Consider the following 20874-nt stretch of genomic DNA (forward strand, 5'->3'; position numbering starts at 1 on the left):
TTATCGAATACAGTGCGGCTGCTTCCAGCGCCTGTTCATGTGTAAGTGGCGGAAGCAACTGCACTAATCGGCTAGCCAGCAGGCTTTTACCTGTCCCAGCGGGCCCTACCATCAGAAGATTATGCTTTCCGGCTGCGGCAATAGTGAGTGCGCGCTTAGCTTGTTGCTGACCAATAATGTCATCCCATTTGGGGGACACGCGCGTAAAAGCGACGTCGCACTGTGCAATACTAACCTGAAGAGGCTTTTGTTTGCTGAAATGCAGGAACGCCTGCATCAGCGACTCAACCGCAATATATTTCAGGCCATCAACAAGCTGGATGTTGTCGCGGTTGCCTTCAGGTAACAACATCAATTGCTCGTCTTCGGCGCAGCGCATAGCGGCGGGCAGCAGGCCCGATACGGTGCGCAGCTGGCCGTTTAACCCTAGTTCGCCGATGACTTCGTAGTTGTCTACGGCTTGCTGGGGCAATAATCCAAGGGCAATCAGTAATCCCAAAGCGATAGCCAGGTCATAGCGGCCGCCGGTTTTGGGAATGTCGGCGGGCGCGAGATTAACCGTAATGCGCCGCCCGGGAAATTCAAAGCCGCAGTTTATCAGTGCACTGCGCACGCGTTCGCGCGCTTCCTGAACCGCTGTTTCGGCGAGGCCGACGAGCTTAAACGACGGCAAACCGTTCGACAGGTGCACTTCCACTTTGATACGTGGAGAGTCAATGCCCGTTGCGGCGCGGGTGTACACTATACCTAACCCCATAGGGTATGTTCCTGTTAAAGCCGTTAGTCCATATGCGCAGTGTAAAATGCTCTGCATGGTGAACCTACTGCGCCAAAGGCCAGTTATTCGTGTTTGCGAGCGTTTCAACATAACGCTTTGACACACCGACAGTTAGCCTTCGACATCAGTATAAAATTGCGTCGCCCGGCCTGATTTGGCTTGATCATGCACGTCGATCCGTGATATTTCTTACGCCTCGCAGCAATTGTGTTCCTTAGCCAGACGCCTTTGTTGCCTTCAGCCAATACTTTCCGAACTCGCGTCACCTCGCCAATGCATTGCACCCTGATTCGGTGCTTGTAACGTATTTGCGTGCTCCAAAAACAATTTATTCGCGCACCTTGCCGACTTTACACAGAAATTGTGTGAAAAACGGCTTATCGCATTGGGTCAATTGCTGTGCTCATGTATCATTTGACGCGGTATTAATTTGAGCGGTTTGCCCCGTGCAGACTGCGCTTACAGAGTGAAGACAACACTCGTATTTTTTTAAGGAAACGTCATGGCTAAGCAACTTGCTGAACTTATTTGGTTTAACGGTAAACTCATTCCGTGGAAAGAAGCTACTGTGCATGTAATGTCACATGCAATCCACTACGGCTCATCGGTATTTGAAGGTATTCGTGCCTACAACACGCCGGATCAGGGTACCTGTGTTTTCCGCCTGAACGAGCACAACCAACGTCTGTTTGATTCAGCAAAAATCTATCGCATGACGATTCCGTTTACCCTTGATGAAATCAATCAGGCGACCATCGACACAATTGCTAAGAACAACCTGAAGTCTGCCTATATCCGTCCTATCGCGTTTTATGGCGATATTGGTATGGGTTTGCAGGTGCCATTTGGTCAGGAAACTGAAGTCACTATCGCGGCGTTTGAGTGGGGTGCGTACCTGGGTGAAGAAGCACTGAAAAACGGTGTGAACGCGGGTATCTCTTCATGGAACCGTTTGGCAGCCAACACCATGCCTACTGGTGCGAAAGCCGGTGGTAACTACCTGTCTTCGCAGCTGATTTCAATGGAAGCGCGTCGTCACGGCTACGGTGAAGGTATTGCACTGGACCGCAACGGTTACATCAGTGAAGGTGCGGGTGAAAATATCTTTGTTATCCGCAATGGCGTGATCAGCACCACACCTAAAACAGCGGCTATTTTGCCGGGTATCACGCGTGACACCGTGATCACACTGGCGAAAGATCTGGGTTATGAAATCCGCGAAGAAAACATTCCGCGTGAAGCCATGTACCTGGCCGACGAAATCTTAATGTGCGGTACAGCCGCGGAAGTGACCCCTGTGAGCAGTGTAGACGGCATCACAGTGGGCAAAGGCGGTCGTGGGCCAATCACGAAAGAAATCCAGGACATGTTCTTTGGTCTGTTCAACGGAACTACCGAAGACAAATGGAACTGGTTAACACCGGTTTATAAATAATTACCCCAACGGGACGAAACGCTATGCCTAAATTACGATCTGCAACCACAACTCAAGGCCGCAACATGGCGGGTGCGCGCGCGCTTTGGCGTGCTACCGGCATGAAAGATGGAGACTTTGGTAAGCCTATTATTGCCATTGCGAACTCTTTCACTCAGTTTGTGCCTGGCCACGTTCACCTTAAAGACATGGGTCAACTGGTCGCTCGCAGTGTCGAAGCTGCCGGGGGCGTTGCAAAAGAATTTAATACTATTGCGGTCGATGACGGTATCGCAATGGGGCATAGCGGTATGCTTTACAGCCTGCCGTCCCGTGAAATTATTGCTGACTCGGTTGAGTACATGGTAAATGCCCACTGCGCAGATGCGATTGTGTGTATTTCTAACTGCGACAAGATCACCCCGGGAATGCTAATGGCGTCAATGCGCCTGAATATTCCGGTGGTGTTTGTGTCGGGTGGTCCCATGGAAGCCGGTAAAACCAAGCTGTCAGATCAGCTAATCAAACTGGATCTGGTCGATGCCATGGTGGCGGCAGCCGACGACAAAGTGTCTGACGCCGATACCGACGAAATTGAACGCTCTGCGTGCCCTACCTGTGGTTCATGTTCAGGTATGTTTACCGCCAATTCCATGAACTGCTTAACGGAAGCGCTGGGCTTGTCACTACCGGGCAATGGCTCAATGCTGGCCACGCACGCTGATCGTGAGCAACTGTTCAAGAAAGCCGGTGAGCTGGTAGTGGAACTGTGTGAGCGTTGGTATAAAAACGACGACGCCAGTGCGTTGCCGCGCAACATTGCGAATTTCAGCGCGTTTGAAAATGCCATGAGCCTGGACATTGCCATGGGCGGCTCTACCAATACCATTCTGCACTTACTGGCTGCAGCAATGGAAGGCGAAGTGCCATTCACGATGGACGACATTGATCGCTTGTCTCGAAAAGTACCGCACTTGTGTAAAGTGGCCCCTTCAACGCAGAAGTACCACATGGAAGATGTTCACCGTGCCGGTGGCGTACTGGGTATTTTGGGTGAACTGAATAAAGCGGGCTTATTGCACGGCGACTGTTCTCACGTGTTAGGTAAAACTATTAGTGAAGTGATCAGTGACTGGGATATAACGAACCCTGAAAACGCCGATGCGATTAAGTTTTATCGCGCAGGTCCAGCGGGTATCCGCACTACCAAAGCGTTTAGTCAGGATTGCCGTTGGGATGAGGCTGACGCCGATCGCAGTGAAGGCTGTATTCGTGATTTAGAACACGCTTACAGTAAAGACGGTGGACTGGCTGTACTGTATGGCAACCTGGCAGAAAATGGCTGTATCGTGAAAACGGCGGGGGTCGATGAGTCCATTCTGAAATTCACCGGTCGCGCGCGTATTTTTGAAAGTCAGGACGATGCGGTTGCCGGTATTCTGAATGATCAAATTGAAGCGGGTGATGCGGTCATCATTCGCTACGAAGGGCCGAAGGGTGGCCCGGGTATGCAGGAAATGCTGTATCCCACTTCCTACTTAAAGTCTAAGGGCTTAGGTAAAGCTTGTGCGTTGATCACCGATGGCCGTTTCTCTGGCGGTACGTCAGGCCTATCGATTGGCCACTGTTCGCCGGAAGCAGCGAGTGGCGGAGGTATTGGTTTGGTGCAAGAAGGCGATACCATTGAAATTGATATCCCTAATCGCACTATCAACATTGCCATTACCGATGTTGAGCTGGATGCGCGAAGAGCCGCAATGGAAGCCAGCGAGCGTCCATGGCGCCCTGTGAGCCGTCAGCGTGAAGTGTCCCTGTCGCTGAAAACCTTTGCTATGTTAGCCACCAGTGCCGATAAAGGCGCAGTGCGCGACCCGTCGAAACTGGAAGATCTATGACCGTCAGTGATATCGACTATCTGAAAAAGATCCTGCTGGCACCGGTATACGATGTCGCGGTAAACAGCGACCTGGTGTTGTTGTCGCGATTAACCGCCGAGCTGGGCAACGAGGTATTCCTGAAGCGGGAAGATCAGCAACCAGTTAAGTCGTTTAAATTGCGCGGTGCTTATAATCGTATCGCCAATTTAACCGAAGCGCAGTTGAACGCCGGCGTGGTAGCGGCCTCCGCAGGTAACCATGCCCAGGGCGTTGCGTACTCGGCGAACATGAAAGGCGTTAAGGCAACGATTGTCATGCCGGAAACTACACCGGATATTAAAATTGAGGCGGTGCGCCGTTTTGGTGGTCAGCACGTTAATATCGTACTGCACGGTACTAACTTCGACACCGCCAGCCAACATGCTCGTACGCTTAGTGCTGAGCATGGCTACACGCTTATCCCGCCTTTCGATGACCCGGATGTGATAGCGGGACAGGGCACAGTTGCCAGAGAGTTGCTTGAGCAAAACCCTAACATCGATACCTTGTTTATCGCTGTTGGTGGTGGTGGTCTGGCAGCCGGCATTGCGGTGTACCTGAAGCAACTAAAACCAGACATTAAATTGATTGCGGTCGAGTCAGAAGAGTCGGCGTGTTTTGCTGCAGCAAAAGCAGCAGGCGAGCCGGTCAGTTTACCTACGGTGGGTATTTTTGCCGACGGTGTCGCGGTAAAACTCATGGGCAGCGAAACCTTCCGCCTGTGTAATCAGTACATCGACGAAGTGATGACGGTCACCAATGACGAAATCTGTGCGGCGATCAAAGATATTTTTGATGACACCCGTGTGATTGCAGAACCTGCTGGCGCAATGTCGATTGCAGCTATTCGCAAATACGTGAATGAGCACAATATTTCCGGCCAGAAGCTGGGCGGTATCCTGTGTGGTGCTAATACTAATTTCCATACGCTGCGTTATGTGTCAGAACGGTGTGAATTAGGTGAACAAAAAGAAGCGGTGTTTGCGGTGAAAATCCCGGAACGCCAGGGCGCGTTCAAGCAGTTCTGCGAATACCTGGGCGGCCGCACGATCACAGAATTCAACTACCGATATGCCAGCGAAACGGAGGCTCATATTTTTGTGGGTATTAAGTTGCGCGGTGGCCGCAAAGAATTCGAAGCACTTTCTGCTGACTTAACCAGCAAGGGCTACGAGTGTTTTGATCTGTCAGACAACGAACTGGCAAAACTGCACGTACGTCACATGGTGGGTGGTCGTCCGCCAACGATTCTGAACGAGGTTGTATTCAGCTTTGAGTTCCCGGAATACCCTGGTGCCCTGCTTAACTTCCTGAATACGCTGGGTGAGCGCTGGAACATTACCTTGTTCCATTATCGCAATCACGGTGCGGCTGAAGGCTTGGTGTTAGCAGGATTCGATATTCCACCAGAGAGCCGCGAAGCGTTCGACGAACATGTTGCGGCACTCAACTACGAGTATCAGGACGTCACCGCTAACCCAGCATACCGGTTTTTCTTGTCTGAGCCTGAGAAAGCATAATCAGGACGGGCCTGGTAAATCATACGCCTATCTTTATTACCGAACAGTGAAGTATTGCTTCCTGTTCGGTAACTTCAATCAACATTCACGCTGCTTATAGTCAACTTAAATCACATCTGTTCATTTCTGAAACAAACTTATTATTAGTTTTGACAACTTTGTTAAATACGTAAAAATATTGCTATATTTAATTGTATTACAAATTGTTCAAGGACAGGTATGGGGCGCGGTTGTAATAGCGGTTGTATTAAAGGAATCAGTAAGTTACCTGGCATAGGCCTGGCTATGCTGTGTTGGTGCTTGTTAACAGCTTGCGGTTCGTCCGACAAACACACGGTCAGTTCCACCGATGACGAGGTACTGATATTTGCGTCCTTTCGCGGTAATGGTCAGGACGGTCTGCATCTGGCTGTGAGCGAAGATGGCCTGAATTGGCAGGCTCTCAATCAGGACGAAAGCGTCCTGACGCCCACGGTTGGCACGAAACTGATGCGCGATCCTGTCATTATTCAAGGCCCGGATGAACAGTACCATATGGTATGGACCTCAGGGTGGGAAGACCCAGGCATTGGTATTGCGCATTCTGCTGATTTGAAAAACTGGAGTGAGCAACAATTCTTGCCTGTTATGGCGGATTTCCCGTCGGCAAAGAACGCCTGGGCACCTGAAATATTCTACGACGAGCCAACCCAACGTTATTGGATCTACTGGGCTTCAACGCTGCCTGGTCAATATCCCGATACAGAAAAACAGGCAGACAAAGGTTGGGATCATCGCATTTACGCAACCAGCACCAAAGACTTCAAAACCTATACCCCTACCCAGCTGTTTTATGAACCCGGTTTTAATGTGATTGATGCGGCAATTGTGCGAGCCAACGATGAGTACGTCATGGTCGCGAAAGAAGAAACCCGGTACCCGCCAGCGAAGAATCTGTTTGTGACCCGAGCCGATGGCATAGAACGTCCATGGCAACCCCGCTCTGCGCCTTTTACCCCGGACGGCGTATGGGTGGAAGGGCCTGCCATTGTGTTCTGGCAGGGCTGGTTTTACGTGTACTTCGACCAATACATTGATCATAGCTTTGGTGTCATGCGAACTCAGGATTTTTCAGAGTGGGAGAACCTGACACCTCAACTCAACTTGCCAACGGGTACCCGTCACGGATCCGTGCTGGCGGTACCCCGACGTTTGGTGAACAACCTGTAACCCCACAGGTGCGCTTTCAGTTTGTTTCAAATACGGGACATTTTTTTGATATGTGGAGCTTAACGCCGTGACGGTATTTGAGGGTTTTCGCCCGGGTGTTAAGGTTTTTACATCTTGTTAATTAGGGTTTTACATGATGTGGCGAAAACCGCTTCAATTTTCAGCTTCTTTGGTCGCAATTGTCAGCAGTCTTACGGCATGCAGCACGGGAACCAAAGCGCCTTCTGAGCTAACAATGAATTACAATGCCGCTGAGTTGCAGGCTATGTGTTTGCCGGCGTCGGGTGATACGCCTCTGGCATGCCATTTTCCGGAATTGGGGACTGACAATGCGCCACTCCACTACGCATTTAAAATTACCCACAGCAACGTGAACGATTTATCGGTGTACGCGGAATCACGTCGTCTAATGTTCGATAGTGAACTTAGCGGTGCAGCAGTGAACCGTGGGTCACAGGTACTTAGCTTTACAGTCAACACGCGCCAGCCTGACGGTCAGCCTATCCAGCATGACACCTACGAAGGCTTGCCGGGTGCCACGTTGTGGCTACCCAATGGACTGGATGGCATCGAAAACATTGAGGTTACTCCGGTCACCCCCATTCAGCAGGTGTTTGTAATTGGTGATTCTACGGTGTGTGACCAAAACCCTCAGTGGGACAAGCCTGCCATGAATCGCTTTAGCGGTTGGGGACAAGTACTGCCAGCGTATTTCAACGACACGGTATCGATTGTTAATTATGCCGATTCTGGTGAAGGCACTGAAGCGTTCAATACCCTTGATGGCGAGTTACTCAAGCCAATTGCTAATCAGCTAACCCGCAACGATGTGGTACTGATACAGCTGGGTCACAACGACAAGAAAACACCCCAAAACGTGTATGAGCAGCGCCTTGAAGACCTTATACACTTCATTCGTTCAAGGGATGCGCAGCCGATACTGATTTCGCCAATGATCCGCAATCATGGGATTGCCCTGGAAAAACAGCATCAGTGGCCTCAACTGGATATTCCCGCCGCGCTGGCTGGTATAGCGAAGCGTGAAAATGTGCCCTACATCGATTTGCTTACCCTGTCCAACCGCTGGGCAGCGCCACTGGGTCAGGCGAAGGCGCAGGCCTATTTCGTTTCCAAAGACCGCACGCATACCAACGAAGCAGGTGCGCGGGTGTTTGCTGATCTAATCATTGATGCAATTAAGCAACAGGACTTACCGCTTGCGCAGGCGTTGCGCTAGAGCGGCAGGAAAAAGGACAACAATCATTATGAAGTCAATGTTAATTAAGGCGCTGTTTCTGCCTTTGTTATTCATCAGTGGCGTAAGCGTGGCAAAAGAACACGCAGAACTGAAGCCTGCCACTATTTTCATCGCGGGAGACTCCACAGCCGCAAGCTATAGCAACGCCGATCATCAGGGTTGGGGTGAACCCTTTAAAGCTTACTTTGATAGCAAAACGGTAACGGTGGATAACCGCGCTCGTGGCGGACGAAGTACGCGTACGTTCATGGCGGAAGGCTTGTGGCAGGCGTTGATTGACGACGTGCGCGCAGGAGATGTGGTAATTATTCAATTTGGCCATAACGATGGCAGTCCGGTAAACGACAACCGCCGTGCGCGAGGCACGCTGCCTGGTATTGGTGACGACTTCGTTGATATCGTTAATCAGCTAACAGGTAAGCAGGAACGTGTATTCTCTTTTGGTCATTACATTCGTCAAATGGTGGCTGAAGTACAGGCGAAACAAGCGACACCCGTGTTAGCGTCTCTGACAGTGCGAAACCTGTGGCAGGGTCACAGAATTGAGCGTGGCTCGGGCCAGTACGGGTATTGGACATATCAATTGGCCTGGGAACTGGGTACACCCTTTATCGATTTAACCAATGCAGCTGCAGACGAACTGGAGTTACTCGGTAAAACGGCAGCCGCGGCATTGTATCCCAAAGATCATACTCACTATCACAATGAGGGTGCTGACTTGCACGCCCGTTTGGTCGTGGCCGCACTCAAAGGCATGCGCCCTACCCTGGCAGACGACTTGTATTCAGACAAAGGCAGGGCGGTTAATGCCTATGACTGGACGTTTGTACGCTTGCCTGTAGTACCTGATGCCCGTCGCCGCAGCGTATTTATGGTCGGGGATTCCACCGTGCGCAACGGCTGGGGTGATGGTCGCGATGGCCAATGGGGCTGGGGCGATTTTGTTGCCGACTGGCTGGGTCATCCGCCTGTTAATTTTGTAAATCGCGCGGTCGGTGGGTTGTCCAGCCGCACCTTCATTACCCAGGGGCATTGGCAACGGGCCCTGAATATGATGAATCCCGGCGACATCGTGTTAATTCAGTTTGGTCACAACGACGCAGGGGCTTTAAATGACGATAGTCGCGCCCGCGGCACAATTAAAGGCATTGGTCACGAGCAGCAAACCATCGACAACATGCTGACGGGCCAACGCGAAACCGTGTATTCCTACGGTGCTTACCTACGCAAAATGGTTGGAGAAGCCCGAGCCAGAGGCGTTATCCCGGTTATTTGCTCTCCGGTTCCCCGCAAGGTTTGGGTGGACGATAGCAAGCGCATTGCAAGGGCTGAAAACAGCTATCCCCAATGGGCTGCGCAGGTAGCCCGACAAAGTCAGACTCCATTCATTGATTTACATGCGCTGGTTGCAGCGCGCTATGACGAACTCGGTCCGGAAGCAGTGGATGAAATGTTTGGCGATGCACGCACACATACCAGCAAAGCCGGGGCGATAGACACGGCTGGCATTGTTGCGCGTCAACTGGCGCCCATGCTTGGCCTTGATGTAGTAGAGGCTGTATCGGTGGAGGCAAAATGAGTCAGATCAATATTGGGGTGCGCGCCCATGACTACGGCCAAGGCAGCGTGAAAGAGATTGCTGAGCGCATTGGCCAATTCCCGGTTAACTGTGTGCAGTTGGCACTGCCAAAATCATTTCCGTTCATTTTAGAGCAGCCCGGTCAAATCAGTCCGGGGTTCGGCAACTATGTTCGTGATGTGTTCGCCGAGCAGGACATTAATATTGCCGTACTGGGGTGCTATATCAACCCTATTCATCCTGACCCGGTAGAGCGCGAGTTGTCTCTTCAACGTTTTGAAGAACATCTCCAGTTTGCGCGGGACTTTGGTTGCGCCATCGTTGGCACCGAAACCGGTTCGCGCAATGCTGATTGCACCTATCATCCTGACAATCACACCCAGGCCGCATTCGACGAATTGGTCGTTAGCGTAAAGCGTCTGGCAAGCGTTGCTGAGCGTCATGGCGTCTTTGTCGGCATCGAAGGCGTAGCGCACCACCACACCATTAACACCTATGAGCGCATGACCGCCTTGCTGGATGCGGTTGACTCACCGAACGTCAAAGTCATTTATGACCCGGTGAATTTCTTTCCACTTACGGAATGCGATGAACAACAGCGTTTAATGGACGATGCCTTCGACGCGTTTGGAGACCGTATTGTTGCCATTCATTGTAAGGACTTTGTTAAAGAAGACGGCCAAAAAGCCGGCGATCTTCCGTCTGGTACCGGCGAGATGGATCACGTGCATTTATTCAGTCTGTTGAAGCAAAAAAAGCCTCATGTGCATGTGATTTTAGAGAGTACTAATCAGCAAAATGTGGGGCAAATTCTGCACTTTATCGCAGAGGCAGAGACCCAAACTGACTAATCATGCGCACAAGCCATTGGAGAAAGGTTTGTGCGTACTTCACCTGAAATGTGGCAATGGATGAAGTTAAAAATCCCCGTTTTATAAGGGGTATAGCAATATAGCCATAGTAATTTTATGGGAATACAGGAAAGCGAAATAGAACAAAAACAAGGACGAGATCAACAAATTTTACGATGAATTTACGGTTTTATCGAAGCGATAAATTCAAATATGAAATTTTTTGATTATAGGTGCTGAATCGTGACTGAATTTGATGGTTTTCGTGTTGACGGAATACACCCCCAGTCACTAGCATGCAAAACAGATGTAAACAAAAGATTAAAAATATGTTTACTCGGGTTGGTGCAAACCAGTCTTTGAATAGAGAACGAGGTCACAATGAAAAACGTCACGGAACGCAACATCACACACACGCAAGGTTCATTACCTGCAACGCGTAAGCTTATCGCGAATAGCATTTCTACTATCCTGCTTACCGGCGCTTGTTTTGCAAGCGCGCCTGTTTGGGCTCAGGAAGCGTCAACGGCTACCAAGCCTGCCGCCCAAGCCGCGGAGCAGCAAGAGAATGCAGAAGAAACGACAGAAGTTATCGAGGTTAAAGGTATTCGATTCAGTCAGCGTAGCGCTCTGGATCGTAAAAAAATGGCCGGTACTATCACTGACTCGCTGGTAGCAGAAGACATTGGTATGTTCCCAGACAAAAACGTCGGTGAAGCCTTGCAGCGTATCCCTGGTGTTCAGCTGGACCGTGATTTTGGTGAAGGTCAGCAAATCAGTATTCGTGGTGTAGAGCCAGGCCTGCTTCGCGTAGAAGTTAACAACGTTACGGCACAAGGTTTTGGTGGTAGTCGTGCGGTAGACTTCCGTGACATGGCCGCTGAGCTAATTAAATCACTGGACGTAATCAAAGGTTCAGAAGCCCGCCTTACAGAAGGGGGTATCGGTGGTACGGTTCAGGTAAACACCCGTAAGCCAAACGAATTCAAAGAAAACTTCCTGTCAGCTTCTGCTGAAGGTCAGTTTAACGATTTGATTGATGATCCAAGCAACAAATTTAACGTTACTGGCGTGTATAAATTCAACGATGATCTGGGTGTACTGGTAAACGTCACAAAGTCGACTAAAAACACAATGATCCATGCGTTGAGAAACACGGAATGGGCGAGATTTGCAGACTACGATAATTCACCAGAGAAGACTTATAACGACGCCGCTTTTGCAGATATTACCGATCAGGCAGATTGCGTTAACTCATCTGATCAAACAGCATGTGAAAGACAGTGGTATGACTTTTCTCCTCGGTTACCTCGATATGGTATCTGGGGTCGTGAAGAGGACCGCCTGAGTAGCAATGTTGTTGTTCAGTATCGATTCACCGACAACCTACAGGTTCATGCTGGTTACACTTACAACACGCGTGATAAGGAAGCCAGAGACTTAAACTTGCACCTCGAATCTCAATCTGCTGCTCGGGTCGATCCTGATTCAGTAATTGTAGATGATCAACATAATGTCACTTATTTTGAGACACGCGCTGCAGGCGTTACCAACCGTACTTTGCAGTTTGGCTGGGACCAGACGACACAAATGTACGAAACAGGTTTTGAATACGATGGTGATGCATGGCGTCTTGAAGGCCTGGTTGCGCACTCGAGTTCAGAGCAGGATATTGATTCAAAAGATACACACGTAACAGCAAGCGGTATAGCAGGTGTTCAAGTTGATCTAAATGCGAAAGGTTTGCCGGAGTGGGATTTCAACACCGGTTATTTCTATAACCCAGATGACCCGACTGATACGTCTGACAAATTCGACGTTAATGATCCGGCCAGTTATCGCTCACGTGCTCGCTATAAGTATGCACCGTCACATGACGAATCCGAAGAAACCATGGCTAAACTCGATTTCAGCTACATTCCGGATTCAGATTTTGTAACCATGATAAGAGCTGGTGTGCAGGTTCGCTCACAAGGCTATGAAAACGCAAATTATCAGTACAACATCATTCGTGATGTAGGCCGTACTTATACTAACCCGGAAACGGGTGAGAGCATGGAATGGACCATGGATGACCAAATTGCCCTTATCACAGGTAATACCTTCCAGTCTCCTCAATTGTTCGACGGCTATAGCCTGGGTGTAAATACCATTGGTACGTATCAGGCAATCAATACCTATCCGTTCATTGAAGATATTCAGGCGGTAGCAAACGACTTTACTACCCGTGAAGATTTGGATGTTCGCTCTGGTAACTACGATGTTCAGGTAGACACACAAGCGGTTTATCTGCAGGCAAACTTTGAGACTGAACTGGCTGGCATGCGTTTATGGGGTAACATAGGTGCCCGTTATATCGAAACGCAAACGGCAGCGAACGGTGATGTTTTTGAACGTATTATTGTTGACCAGGTAGATGAAGACGGCAACGTCTTGGTTGATGAAGTAACTGGCGAGCCATTGCCAGGCGTGGAAGATACCGATCACCCTGATACGTTCAACGGCCGTAAAACCGTTGAGGAAGACTACAATGACTTCCTGCCAAGTTTGAACCTGAACTTAGGCATTATTGAGGATGAATTAGTACTATACATGGGTACTGCCAAGGTAATGTCGCGTCCTAAAATCACCGACCTGAACGTGAATGCGAGCTGTACTATTTACCGTACTTCGCGTAACGAGCTGGACGATTTACGCGATTACTGTACAGCGGGCAACCCTGCACTGCAGCCATACCGTGCAAATCAGTTCGACGTAGCGCTGAACTGGTACCCGGATGAGAACTCCATTATCTCTGGCGCGTACTTCATAAAAGACATCACCAGTTGGGTAATTAACGCGGAAACCCGCTTTGACATTGATTTCTTTAACGACGGTCGCAACTTCGACGTTCGTCAGAAAATCAATGGTTCAGGGGTCACCACTAAAGGGATTGAGCTGCAAGCGTCAACCATCTTCACCTGGTTGCCTGAACCGTTCAATGGTCTGGGTGGTGCAATCAACTATACCCGCATGAGTGCAGATGATGTTGGCCTATTCAACGCGTTAACTGGCGAAGAGTTGCCGTTCCCGTCGCAGTCTGAAAACAGTTATAACCTGACTGCGTTCTACGAAACTGACGACTGGAGTTTCCGTATGGCTTACAACTACCGCGACGAGTATCTGGTTCGCGCAGCGGATAATTCGGGTAACCCGGTATTTGTAGAAGACTCAGGTTATTTGGATGCCAAGTTTATCTATAACTTCAACGAAAACTTCCGTGCCTATGTGGATGGTCGCAACCTGACAGGTGAAGTGAAAGCTTACACCGCTGGCCCGCGCCGTCTGTCTGACCTGCAATGGTCTGGTCGTGAGTACTCAGTGGGTGTGATTTACCAGTTCTAACAAGTAAATCCGATACCAACGATTTGTCGGCAACGACAAGTTAGTAAGCAGGGGTGCGATGTCGGCACCCCTTTTGTTTTTGAAAGGATATCTTCATGTCATCAATTTCCCGACGAGGGCTATTTTCTTTAGCAGGTAAAAGTGCTGCGCTGGGAGCAGTCAGCCTGCATCTTGGCAGTCTTGCCGGGCCAGTAAATGCCGCTGAGCCTGCGCCTTATTATCGTCAGAACAAACTGATTCACGGTGTCGCCTATTATCCTGAACTCTGGCCTGACGCCGATATTGACGCCGACATTGCAGAAATGCAGTCACTGGGCATTAATGTGGTGCGCATGGCCGAATTTGCCTGGTCCACTATGGAGCCTACACAAGGCAATTTTGATTTCTCGGTGTTCAAAAACGTCATGGACAAAATGCATGCCGCGGGTATTCAGGTTGTGTTGTGCACCCCAACCGCTACCCCGCCTGTCTGGCTAACTCACGGGCATCCGGAACGATGTCATAAGAACGACAAAGGGGAAATCATGAGTCATGGCGCGCGTCAGCATGCCAGCTATGAACATCCGGTCGTGCGCAAAGCCTGTTTTACCATTATTGAACGAATGTCGCGTGAATTAGGGCGTCATCCGTCGGTGATTGCCTGGCAGCTCGATAACGAAATGAAAGCGCATGTTAGTGAAGACTACAGCGATGCAGCCATTGCTAACTGGCATAAGTGGTTGAAGAAGCGGTTTAAGCATATCGACGCGTTGAATAAAGCCTGGGGCACGCATATCTGGAGTCAGTACTACACGGCGTTTGAACAAGTCCCTGCGTCAGTCACTACACCGTTTTTGCACAACGCATCGCTTATCACCGCGTATAAAATGTTCTGCCGGGAAAGCGTGGCTGACTTTATGGTGGCCCAGCGTGAATCTATTCGTAAGTATTCTGACTTACCGATTACGCACAACGATAACCCGGCGTTTAATATCCATCATGAGCGCTCTATGTTGGCTCAGGACTTTGCGTCTTATGATGCTTATCCGACGGCGGCACAGTGGTCTGCTCTGGCCTTTCGTTCAGACTTATACCGCGCGGCTATTCCGGGTAAACCCTTTTGGCTAATGGAAACCAGTGTCGCCCACAACGGTTGGCTGGGCAACCATCAACCCATGCACCCGGAAGGCTTCCTGGCAGCGGAAGCAAGCCTGATCTACGCGTTGGGCGGTGAAGGCTTCTGTTATTGGTTGTGGCGACAACAGCGCACCGGTGCTGAGCTGCCCCACAGTGCAGTAAAAAGTGCCTGGAATGCGCCTTCTATTGGTTACGGTGAAGTGAAAAAAGTCGCCGCTGCCAAAGATCGCCTTGAGCCTATTTTACTGGACACAACCCTCGATACACCGCCAATTGCCATTACCTATTCAGATCACGCCAGGGCCATGATTGAAACTGAAGGATTGGATAAGCGCAGTGGTTTTCCGTCACGCTATCGAGGTGTGATTGAAATGTGGCACAAACAGGTGCTGGATTTGGGCTATCATCGCGAGGTGCGCTTTGAAAACGCTGAGCTGGACGGCCTGAAGTTATTGATAACCCCTGCTATGCCCTATGTTAGCGATAGCTTTCTGCTAAGGGCAAAGGACTTTATCGAGCAAGGCGGTGTATGGATAGCCGGACCGGTTACCGGTACGCGGGGCAAAGAACATACGGTGCCTACCGATGCTGGATTGGGCTTACTGGAAAAACTGGCCGGTGTAACCACACAGTATGTCATGCCGCTCACGGGCACCGGCGCAACTGGCGAATTGTTAGGTGTAAGCAGTGAACTAAGTGGCTGGTGTGCCGCTATGACTGCCCACGAAGGTACACAAGTAGTCGGAACCCTTAACGCAGGTCGCGGCAAAGGGCTGGCTTTTGTCACCGAGCGCAGAATTGGCAAGGGTAAGCTGGTATTGCTCGGCGCAATGCCACACGGCGACAACAAAGACGACATGCTCAATACCCTGATTCATCATTATGCCGGCGAGGCTGGTATTTCGCGCCTTGCAGATACGCCGTCAGGCGTAGTGATTGTGCCGCGCACTAATAATCGGGGGCAAAAGATCTGGATCGTTCTGAATATGCTGGCAGACAAACGCAGCGTATCGCTACCAAAGGAGGCCATTGATGTGTTCACGGGCAAGTCACTTGGCGGAACATTGAGTTTGGACGGTTATACACAGCATGTCATTCAGGTAACAGGAGTCTGACAATGGAAAAAATCGCGTTTGTAATGCAGTTAAATCCCGGTTGTGAAGCCGAGTACGAAAAACGCCATGATGAAATTTGGCCAGAGCTGGTCGATGAGCTAAAAAAAGCGGGTATCGAAGACTATTCTATTTTCCTGCATCCAGACACATTACAGCTCTTCGCCGTACTGTGGCGCAAAGATGATCACACTATGGATGCGCTGCCCGCTACAGCGGTAATGCAAAAATGGTGGGCTTATATGGGCGACATTATGGCGCACAACCCGGATAACAGCCCGGTGGTAACACCACTCACAAAGGTTTTTCATCTCGAATAACCCTTGTATAAATAATAAACAGTATGCGCTACAATCCGGGTATAACCCATATGGAGTGTGGCGCATGAAAAGTCTGACTAACCCTTTTTCGTTTAATCCGTTTATCTGGCACTGGCCACTCAGTGGCGATGTAAAAGACATCTCTCCAACAACGACCTGGTTTTCCCCGCAATACGAAATTAACCTGGCTGGCGACTCTGCAATTGAGAAAGCCGTGGTTACCCAGGTGGCCAGCTATGGCAAGCAACTGGGTAAGATCACACAGGCGGTACTGGAACTGGCCGACGGTGAGCCGGGCGACGCGATTGCATCTTTGCGTAAAATGGCTGACGACATCAATGCCATCAAGCAGCACACCCTGGCCGAGAAAATTGAAGTTGACCTGATGCGATTAAAGCAGCAGGACAACGCCGCTTACGAGGCGCTGCTTAAGCGTCTGTAAGCGTCCAGATGCGGAGTGACCGATACTGAAAGTCAGTCCATTTCATTTGCCTGAATCCAAGCCAGCCGTTGGTTAAGGCGGGGCCGGTATCAACCCCGTCAACAACCGGTTGATTGTCTGTGTAATCGATTACCAGGCGGTCATCAACGTACAGCTGAATATGGGCCCGACGCTTAATCAAACGAATCTGATGTACTTTCGTTGAGTCGGTTGGGATCCCTACCTGCCCCTGCTGTAGCAGGCTAAACGTATTGTTTTTACGCAGGTTAGCATGTCCCCTATCCGGGTTGTGCGCCGCATTGGCGTAATAGGAAATGTGGTAGCTGCGTATAGCGCCCTCGGTGTACTGGGTAAACGTCCCGTCTCTGGCAGGCAAAGCCGGGTCGAAGATGTTTTCCCCGTTCTCTCCTTTTGCCGCAAAGAACACAATCACCAGCCCGGCTTCGTCATTGAGTGACTGTGCCTGCCACTCGGCAACAAAGCTGTCTGGTAGTTGCACTGGCGCCCAAAAAACGTGATGCATGGCCTGATCAGGCGAATACATACGCATCCAGCCATCACTAAATGTAACTTCACCCGGCCCTTCCATTATCCAGTCGGCAACGGCCTCAGGTGCATTCATTGGGTTGTGATATATCAACCTGCCTTTGTGCGGATTGTTCTCAGCGCTGGCCATTGCATTGGTCGACGCAGACTGACAACCAGCCAGGCTACCGATTAATAAAAATGCAGAAAATAGACGGCTAATAGGTTGTCGCATTTGGAATATCCCGTTGTTGTTTTTGGGCACTGTGAGCCAGTTTCATATCTGAATCAATCAAACCAATTTATTCATCGCAAAATACCGTTGTTTGATTCTTTTATGGTACAAATTAATCATAAATTAACAAATATTTAAAAAGTCGCTCAACTTCATTCATAGTGTCAATCACAGAATGACGATTTAAGTCGATAACCAAGAACAAGCAGTTGGAGAACAAATATGGATAGACGTGCCTTTTTGAAGCAAAGCGGTATTGCTGCGTCTTTGCCGTTGGCGTTATCGGCCACAGGGTGTGCGGTAACCTCTGTAAATGACATGCCACTGCCAACAGTTAAGCGTATACCTGGCACACTGAGCTGGGTAGACGGCAACGCGCCGGATTATCAAGGCGGTGCCACCTGGGGTCATCCCTGGGCAGAAGGTGAATTGAAAAAGGGCGAACCTTTAACGCTAATTAGCGAACAGGGGACTCCCATTCCGCTGCAGAGCTGGCCGACGGCATATTGGCCGGATGGCAGTATTAAGTGGACGGCCCACGCTATACCCGCTGGCAGTCAGCCAGGGGAACAGTTCAAAATTATTAAAGGCAAGCCGGCTAGCCCCAAAGCCGCAGTGAGTGTTGTAGAGCAGGCTGGCAACGTCGTGGTGAATACCGGTGTGATTAGCCTGCAAATCGCCAAATCCGGCCAGGACATCATTAGCGAGATGCACCGCAATGGCAACGTCATAGGCCGGTCTGCCCGACTGGTTGGCCTGGTACAGGACGCACCGGAAAATACACCGGAATCACCAGCCAGTGTTACGGCGTTTACGTCTTCTGTTGATGCCGTCACGATTGAACAGCAAGGGCCAGTGCGCTCAGTCATTAAAATCGAAGGTAAGCAAACTACCGAGTCAGGCCGAAGCTGGTTGCCGTTTACGTTGCGAATTTATGCGTATGCCGGTGCGGAAACCGTAAAAATCAGCCACACATTTATTTATGATGGCGATGATCACAAAGACTTTATTCGCGGCCTGGGCCTGCGTTTTAACGTGGTACAGCGCGATGAATTGTATAACCGCCACATTCGTTTTGTGGGTCAGAATGATGGCTTGTGGGGCGAAGGTGTAAAAGGCATCACTGGTCTGCGTCGTGACCCGGGGCAATCAGTACGCGATGCGCAAATTGCGGGTGTAGCTACCCCGCCGCTCAGCGAATGGGATGAACGGGTTAGCAGTCGAATGCACTACATTCCGGTGTGGAACGACTTTACGCTCTCGCAACTGTCGGCCAATGGTTTTGCCATTCGTAAACGCACTAAACCCGGTCATGCCTGGATTGACTCCGATCAGGGGCAACGTGCCAACGGCACAACTTATATTGGCGGTACCTCTGGTGGCGTATTATTTGGTATGCGAGATTTCTGGCAGCTTCACCCGGTACAGGTGGATGTGCGTAACGCGGGCTCCGACCTGGCTGAAGCGACCCTGTGGTTCTGGTCGCCGGAAGCCCCTGCAATGGATGTGCGTTTCTACCACGATGGCATGGGCCAGGATACTTACGACAAACAGCTTGATGCCCTGAACATTATTTATGAAGACTATGAGCCGGGTTTTGGTTCGGCTTATGGGGTAGCGCGCACAACTGACTTCACGCTTGGCATCATGGACAGTACGCCTTCTCGCGAGCAAACCGTCGCCATGGCAAGGTATATCAGCCAGGCGCCTCAGGTGGTTGCAGCGCCGCAAGATTACCTGAATGCCGGTGTGTTTGGCGGTCTTTGGACCCTGCCCGACCGCTCGTCACCAGCGAAAGCAGCCATTGAAGACCGCTTGGATTTTCAGGTGAAGTATTACTGCTCACAGGTCGACCAACGTCATTGGTACGGGTTCTGGAATTTCGGCGATGTGATGCACACCTACGATACTGATCGTCACGTGTGGCGCTATGACATAGGGGGTTACGCCTGGGATAACTCTGAGCTATCGCCTGATTTATGGCTGTGGTATTCGTTCTTGCGAACCGGCGACCCAACTACCTTCCACCTAGCAGAAAATATGACCCGTCACAACCGTGACGTGGATATTTATCACGCGGGTGAATTCAAAGGCTTAGGGACACGCCACAACGTACAGCATTGGGGCTGCAGCGCCAAACAGTTGCGTATTAGTACCGCAGCATACCGCCGCTTCCACTACTACATTACCGGTGATGACCGCACCGGGGATGTGTTAAATGAAGTCATTAATGCAGACAAGGCGCTGGGCGTATTAAATCCTACCCGTAAGGTAGCCCGGGAAAATCCTATGCCGGGTATGGCCAAGATTGGTGTGGGTACCGACTGGGGATCAACGGCAGCAAACTGGCTGACAGCCTGGGAGCGCACCGGTGATACGCAGTATCGCGATCGTCTGGTGGCCGCTATGAAGGAAATCGGTGAACACCCGCTAGGCTTCTTTGCCGGGGCTTTTGGCTATGATGTCGATGCGCAAAAACTGCTGTCCTACGACCTGGATAAACCGTCTATATCGCACTTGAGCTCGGTTTTCGGACTCATGGAAATAAACACTGAACTCAATCAGCTCATTGATATGCCTGCTTACAAACAAGCCTGGATGGAGTATGGCCGTTTGTACAACGCCGATGCGCAAACTCAGGAAGCAGAGTTGGGCATGTCCAAGCGACCTAACCTTAAAGCGGCGCATTCCCGCTTGACGGCTTACACCGCGTACCATTCTGGTGATAAGCAACTCGCGAAGCGCGCCTGGAAAGAGTTTGACGCCAAGCAGGAGTTTGCAGGAAAAACGGGTATTTCCAGCCGCTTGCAAACAGCTCACGTAGCAGGGCCGGATGTGCTCAATCCCATCGATGAGGCGCCGTGGATTTCTACCAATGATGCATCACAATGGGGGCTGGCTGCCATTCAGAACTTAGCCCTGGTTGGCGATGCACTGGACTAGCGTTGTGCCCGCTGCAGGCGCTGTTCTATATGAACAGTTAGCCTGTGGCTTACCTGCGTTTTGCAGGGCTTACGCAGTCACTACGTTTATCGAAAAGTTCAATCAAGAAAAAGAATTTCGCATATGAAACAAAAACGTTAAACGACGTTAACAATATGTGAATTCGTGTAGAGTTAACTTATTGAAACAGATTCACCCTATTTGAAACTTTTAGGTGACGTGTCGCTTGTTCTCTCTTCTTCCGACACTGACCCTGATACGCATTAACACTT

The 20874-nt window shown here is 50.3% G+C and carries 14 protein-coding genes; 12 read left to right on the forward strand and 2 right to left on the reverse strand.

Annotation, left to right across the window (positions count from 1 at the left end; translation table 11 throughout):
* A partial coding sequence (locus tag AC4MRN_RS00005; RefSeq protein ID WP_491202142.1) for a magnesium chelatase domain-containing protein occupies nucleotides 1-757 on the reverse strand: 757 nt, incomplete at its 3' end.
* Between the two features lie 523 nt (nucleotides 758-1280).
* Between AC4MRN_RS00005 and AC4MRN_RS00010 the strand changes: the two genes are divergently transcribed.
* From AC4MRN_RS00010 to AC4MRN_RS00060, 11 genes are all read left to right on the forward strand, one after another.
* Complete coding sequence (locus AC4MRN_RS00010; protein WP_073318179.1) at nucleotides 1281-2213, forward strand: branched-chain amino acid transaminase; 933 nt, start codon at nucleotides 1281-1283, stop codon at nucleotides 2211-2213.
* 23 nt (nucleotides 2214-2236) lie between these two features.
* The gene (gene ilvD / locus AC4MRN_RS00015; protein ID WP_073318176.1) at nucleotides 2237-4087 is read left to right on the forward strand and encodes a dihydroxy-acid dehydratase; all 1851 of its coding nucleotides are present in this window, start codon (nucleotides 2237-2239) and stop codon (nucleotides 4085-4087) included.
* Complete coding sequence (gene ilvA, locus AC4MRN_RS00020; RefSeq protein WP_073318173.1) at nucleotides 4084-5628, forward strand: threonine ammonia-lyase, biosynthetic; 1545 nt, start codon at nucleotides 4084-4086, stop codon at nucleotides 5626-5628. The genes ilvD and ilvA overlap by 4 nt, the downstream gene beginning before the upstream one ends.
* A 219-nt stretch (nucleotides 5629-5847) precedes the next feature.
* Nucleotides 5848-6837, forward strand: coding sequence for a glycoside hydrolase family 43 protein (locus tag AC4MRN_RS00025; RefSeq protein ID WP_491202143.1), 990 nt, complete (start codon nucleotides 5848-5850; stop codon nucleotides 6835-6837).
* A gap of 235 nt (nucleotides 6838-7072) precedes the next feature.
* Nucleotides 7073-8074, forward strand: coding sequence for a GDSL-type esterase/lipase family protein (locus AC4MRN_RS00030; protein ID WP_491202144.1), 1002 nt, complete (start codon nucleotides 7073-7075; stop codon nucleotides 8072-8074).
* Nucleotides 8075-8102: 28 nt separating this feature from the next.
* The gene (locus AC4MRN_RS00035) at nucleotides 8103-9674 is read left to right on the forward strand and encodes a rhamnogalacturonan acetylesterase (RefSeq protein ID WP_491202145.1); all 1572 of its coding nucleotides are present in this window, start codon (nucleotides 8103-8105) and stop codon (nucleotides 9672-9674) included.
* Nucleotides 9671-10525: a sugar phosphate isomerase/epimerase family protein gene (locus tag AC4MRN_RS00040; RefSeq protein WP_491202146.1), complete on the forward strand. Its 855-nt coding sequence runs from the start codon at nucleotides 9671-9673 to the stop codon at nucleotides 10523-10525. Before AC4MRN_RS00035 ends, AC4MRN_RS00040 begins: the two co-directional genes overlap by 4 nt.
* A gap of 381 nt (nucleotides 10526-10906) precedes the next feature.
* Nucleotides 10907-13909 (forward strand): TonB-dependent receptor, encoded by a 3003-nt coding sequence (locus tag AC4MRN_RS00045; protein ID WP_255051856.1) that lies wholly within the window; start codon nucleotides 10907-10909, stop codon nucleotides 13907-13909.
* 95 nt (nucleotides 13910-14004) lie between these two features.
* Entirely contained in the window at nucleotides 14005-16140 is a 2136-nt protein-coding gene (locus AC4MRN_RS00050) for a beta-galactosidase (protein WP_491202147.1), read from the forward strand.
* A gap of 2 nt (nucleotides 16141-16142) precedes the next feature.
* Nucleotides 16143-16457 carry an L-rhamnose mutarotase gene (gene rhaM / locus AC4MRN_RS00055; protein ID WP_073318145.1) on the forward strand — a complete coding sequence of 105 codons (315 nt, stop codon included), beginning with the start codon at nucleotides 16143-16145 and terminating at the stop codon, nucleotides 16455-16457.
* 64 nt (nucleotides 16458-16521) lie between these two features.
* Nucleotides 16522-16899: a hypothetical protein gene (locus AC4MRN_RS00060; RefSeq protein ID WP_491202148.1), complete on the forward strand. Its 378-nt coding sequence runs from the start codon at nucleotides 16522-16524 to the stop codon at nucleotides 16897-16899.
* On the opposite strand, the gene AC4MRN_RS00065 is transcribed toward AC4MRN_RS00060, so the two are convergent.
* Nucleotides 16886-17659: a DUF1961 family protein gene (locus AC4MRN_RS00065; protein ID WP_491202149.1), complete on the reverse strand. Its 774-nt coding sequence runs from the start codon at nucleotides 17657-17659 to the stop codon at nucleotides 16886-16888. The genes AC4MRN_RS00060 and AC4MRN_RS00065 overlap by 14 nt on opposite strands.
* Nucleotides 17660-17881: 222 nt before the next feature.
* Between AC4MRN_RS00065 and AC4MRN_RS00070 the strand changes: the two genes are divergently transcribed.
* Entirely contained in the window at nucleotides 17882-20602 is a 2721-nt protein-coding gene (locus AC4MRN_RS00070; RefSeq protein ID WP_491202150.1) for an exo-rhamnogalacturonan lyase family protein, read from the forward strand.
* Nucleotides 20603-20874: the final 272 nt, after the last annotated feature.

Source organism: Marisediminitalea sp. (assembly GCF_984433645.1).

Bases quoted from the DNA above. Each gene is read 5' to 3' on its own strand.
- AC4MRN_RS00045 (WP_255051856.1), top strand. From the start codon at position 10,907: ATGAAAAACGTCACGGAACGCAACATCACACACACGCAAGGTTCATTA.
- AC4MRN_RS00050 (WP_491202147.1), top strand. From the start codon at position 14,005: ATGTCATCAATTTCCCGACGAGGGCTATTTTCTTTAGCAGGTAAAAGT.
- AC4MRN_RS00035 (WP_491202145.1), top strand. From the start codon at position 8,103: ATGAAGTCAATGTTAATTAAGGCGCTGTTTCTGCCTTTGTTATTCATC.
- AC4MRN_RS00065 (WP_491202149.1), bottom strand. From the start codon at position 17,659: ATGCGACAACCTATTAGCCGTCTATTTTCTGCATTTTTATTAATCGGT.
- AC4MRN_RS00010 (WP_073318179.1), top strand. From the start codon at position 1,281: ATGGCTAAGCAACTTGCTGAACTTATTTGGTTTAACGGTAAACTCATT.
- AC4MRN_RS00040 (WP_491202146.1), top strand. From the start codon at position 9,671: ATGAGTCAGATCAATATTGGGGTGCGCGCCCATGACTACGGCCAAGGC.
- AC4MRN_RS00060 (WP_491202148.1), top strand. From the start codon at position 16,522: ATGAAAAGTCTGACTAACCCTTTTTCGTTTAATCCGTTTATCTGGCAC.
- AC4MRN_RS00025 (WP_491202143.1), top strand. From the start codon at position 5,848: ATGGGGCGCGGTTGTAATAGCGGTTGTATTAAAGGAATCAGTAAGTTA.
- AC4MRN_RS00070 (WP_491202150.1), top strand. From the start codon at position 17,882: ATGGATAGACGTGCCTTTTTGAAGCAAAGCGGTATTGCTGCGTCTTTG.
- rhaM (WP_073318145.1), top strand. From the start codon at position 16,143: ATGGAAAAAATCGCGTTTGTAATGCAGTTAAATCCCGGTTGTGAAGCC.
- ilvD (WP_073318176.1), top strand. From the start codon at position 2,237: ATGCCTAAATTACGATCTGCAACCACAACTCAAGGCCGCAACATGGCG.
- AC4MRN_RS00030 (WP_491202144.1), top strand. From the start codon at position 7,073: ATGAATTACAATGCCGCTGAGTTGCAGGCTATGTGTTTGCCGGCGTCG.
- ilvA (WP_073318173.1), top strand. From the start codon at position 4,084: ATGACCGTCAGTGATATCGACTATCTGAAAAAGATCCTGCTGGCACCG.